The organism is Kaarinaea lacus, from assembly GCF_975902315.1.
Genome location: NZ_CDLKIE010000018.1, coordinates 1 through 2,942, shown reverse-complemented (window position 1 = coordinate 2,942; position 2,942 = coordinate 1). Strand labels below are relative to the sequence as shown.

Genomic DNA, 2,942 nt, shown 5'->3' with positions numbered 1-2,942 from the left:
TGCTTGATCTGCGCAAATGTTTCGTAATATTGCTCAATATGCGCTTTGCCTTCAGGGCTGCGTTCAAGTTCCGGGATACTGAAAGGGTGCATGTGAAACTGTGCAATCTGGTTACTTTCACCGACCAGGCGAAAAAACTGTCGTTCTGTGGCAGCCAACGCGGCATCAGGCATCATGTTAAGTAATCCAACATGCAGTTCCCGTATGTCCTGATGAGCAGCCCGGTCAGGCGTTAGTACAGTTTCCCCCTCCTGCTTCAGGCGCTCAAAAGTCGGTAAACTGGAATTGGCAACGAGTGGCATTACGCGTGTTCTCTAAGTTTCATTTTTAGACTTGTTTGTTTCTATATAATAGTCAGTATAGTCGGTCAACTATGATTGCCGACCGACAGCGATGGCTAATAGATCCAGAAAATCTTTTTCATCGCGCACCTGATACAGTTCCTTGGTAGTCACGGTATAGCCATATTGATTGGCGATGGCTTCATAGCGGGGAATGCGGGCATAAAACAATTTCGGAAATATCCAGCGCACAAAATCATCAGGATCAATCATGGCAACAAATTCAATGTTTTTTTCCTGCTTATAGACTGCAAGTTGTTCATCCAGAAATTCTTCGCGATAGTAGAGCGGCTTCGGATCTACTTCAGCACGATGAATCAACTCTTGTTCGTCTTCTTTGGAAGCTTTGATATACAGAATCATGGTATGTTCCGTCAGGATACGGGTAACTTCGTCATCATCCAGTTCGCAAATACTTCCGCCAACGTCATTGATAAAATGTTCGTAGCCGTATATTTCCCTGGCTTTGTTGATAAAGTCGGGAATGTCTTTCATGGTGGCTATTTCCGCATCCCTGTGCAGATGCTGACGGCGCTTGAATTCATCCAGCGGTAAACCACCCAATTCCGGATTTCCTAATTTTCCGAGAAAACTGGCGACAGGTTGTAAATTGTTTACAGTAATGTTGTTACAAATGTAAATGGAATCCGAGCGCAATAAATCGCGTAAAAAGGGTACCTGCATCGCTTGCTGTTTAATATTATCCAGAATGGCTTCATCCAGATAACGGGTACCAATGCGATAATCACCTGAATAATGGAACCAGTTGGCATTCATCAGGATGTTCGACAAAAACGTTTTACCCACACCCGACATGCCGAGCAGTGTGATACGGCGATTTTTCCAGTTTTTAAATTCGTCGACGCTCAGTTTCACAGTTTTCTCTCGTGGTTCACAAACAATAGACGCGTATTATGTAGGAAATTTAGTCAATTGGAAAATTTCCTTAAGGTGTTACCGCCAAATTGCCGAGGATATCAACAGTAAGTGGCGAGAACATGAGCTAGCGGTAAGCAGATTTTACAACTATGCTTAAGGCATTGTAATTTTAGATAATTTTTGTGGTACCGTGTGGCCGTTCAATCTCCGCTTTTCAAAAACGTGATGTGTCCGGTGTCGACCTGGCTATTGTCCCGCCAAACCGCAACATAATCAGTAAATCCGTTAGCAAGGAATAATATAAATATGACACAGAGCAACTTCTGGAAATCTGTCTTTAATCGCAGAATGCTCATTTGTGTATTTACGGGATTCACTTCAGGTTTGCCGCTCTATATCCTGATTTCACTTGTTCCCGCCTGGCTACGCACCGAAGGTGTTGATCTTTCCACGATCGGATTGTTTGCCATTATTCAGTTTCCGTATGCCTGGAAATTTGTCTGGTCGCCTTTTATGGATCGCTATGTGCCGCCTTTCCTGGGACGCAGGCGTGGTTGGCTGTTAATAACGCAAGTCGCCCTGTTAATTGTCGTTGCTACATTTGGCATGTTTGATCCCCAGCAATCTATCTGGACAATTGCGGCACTCAGTGCAGCAGTCGCGTTTTTTAGCGCCAGCCAGGATATTGTCATTGACGCCTACCGACGGGAAATTTTGCCAGATGAAGAACTGGGCCTGGGTAATTCGATACATATAAACGCGTACCGTATCTCTGGACTGATACCGGGATCACTGGCTTTGATTCTGGCAGATCATTTGCCCTGGGATACAGTATTTCAAATCACCGGTTTGTTCATGTTGGTTGGTATCGGTATGACGCTTGCGGTGAAAGAGAAAAGCATGGTTCCACCCAGAACCCTGAAGGAAGCCATCGTTGATCCGTTCAAAGAATTTCTCGGGCGCAACGGCGTTAAGTACGCAATGTTTATGTTGTGTTTTATGTTCCTGTATAAAATCGGTGACAATATGGCGACTGCGTTGGCTACACCATTTTATCTGGATATGGGGTTTACCAAAACGGAAATTGGACTGATTGCGAAAAATGCCGCGCTCTGGCCCACAATCATCGGTGGAATGCTTGGCGGATTGTTGATGGTGAAGATCGGGATCAACAGGGCGTTGTGGTTGTTTGGCGCTGTTCAAATGATAACGATAATAGGTTTTGTTATTCTATCCACGTTGGGTAATGATAAAGTTGCCCTGGCTATCGTGATTAGTATGGAATACCTGGGGGTAGGGCTTGGAACAGCGGCCTTTACTGCATTTATTGCTCGATCAACCCACCCCAGGTATACGGCTACCCAGTTTGCGCTGTTTACTGCTTTTATGGCAGTTCCCCGAACCTTCGCCAATGCGTCAGTTGGTTTTATCGTGGACTCTATCGGCTGGACCAACTTCTTTATATTTTGCACCATCATTGCAATTCCCGGTATGTTGCTATTGTTTAAAGTGGCGCCGTGGAACGAGGAGTACTCATCCGCGCAATACCAGGACCAGGAGTAGGTCGCCGTAAATATTCTTAGCAGTAAATAGACAAGGTTCAAATATTATGGTCGTACGCCTGGTTCGTAAATAGAGCCAGGCCTGGATAGAGATTATGTGTCAATGAATATTGATTTAAAGGCCCAACCTAAAGTGTTATGGGCTTCTGCAATTATATCC

3 protein-coding genes are annotated in these 2,942 nt (G+C 44.8%); 1 reads left to right on the top strand and 2 read right to left on the bottom strand.

The annotated features are described in order from the left end of the window. Both ACWVCM_RS00320 and ACWVCM_RS00315 read right to left on the bottom strand, forming a co-directional pair. Window positions 1-302, bottom strand: a 302-nt coding sequence (locus ACWVCM_RS00320) for a homoserine O-acetyltransferase/O-succinyltransferase family protein (RefSeq protein ID WP_455199698.1), incomplete at its 3' end; no start/stop codon positions are given. A gap of 69 nt (window positions 303-371) precedes the next feature. Next, window positions 372-1,217: a hypothetical protein gene (locus ACWVCM_RS00315; RefSeq protein ID WP_455199697.1), complete on the bottom strand. Its 846-nt coding sequence runs from the start codon at window positions 1,215-1,217 to the stop codon at window positions 372-374. 309 nt (window positions 1,218-1,526) lie between these two features. On the opposite strand from ACWVCM_RS00315, the gene ACWVCM_RS00310 reads away from it, so the two are divergent. Further along, complete coding sequence (locus ACWVCM_RS00310) at window positions 1,527-2,783, top strand: AmpG family muropeptide MFS transporter (RefSeq protein WP_455199696.1); 1,257 nt, start codon at window positions 1,527-1,529, stop codon at window positions 2,781-2,783. The last annotated feature ends 159 nt before the right edge of the window (window positions 2,784-2,942 follow it).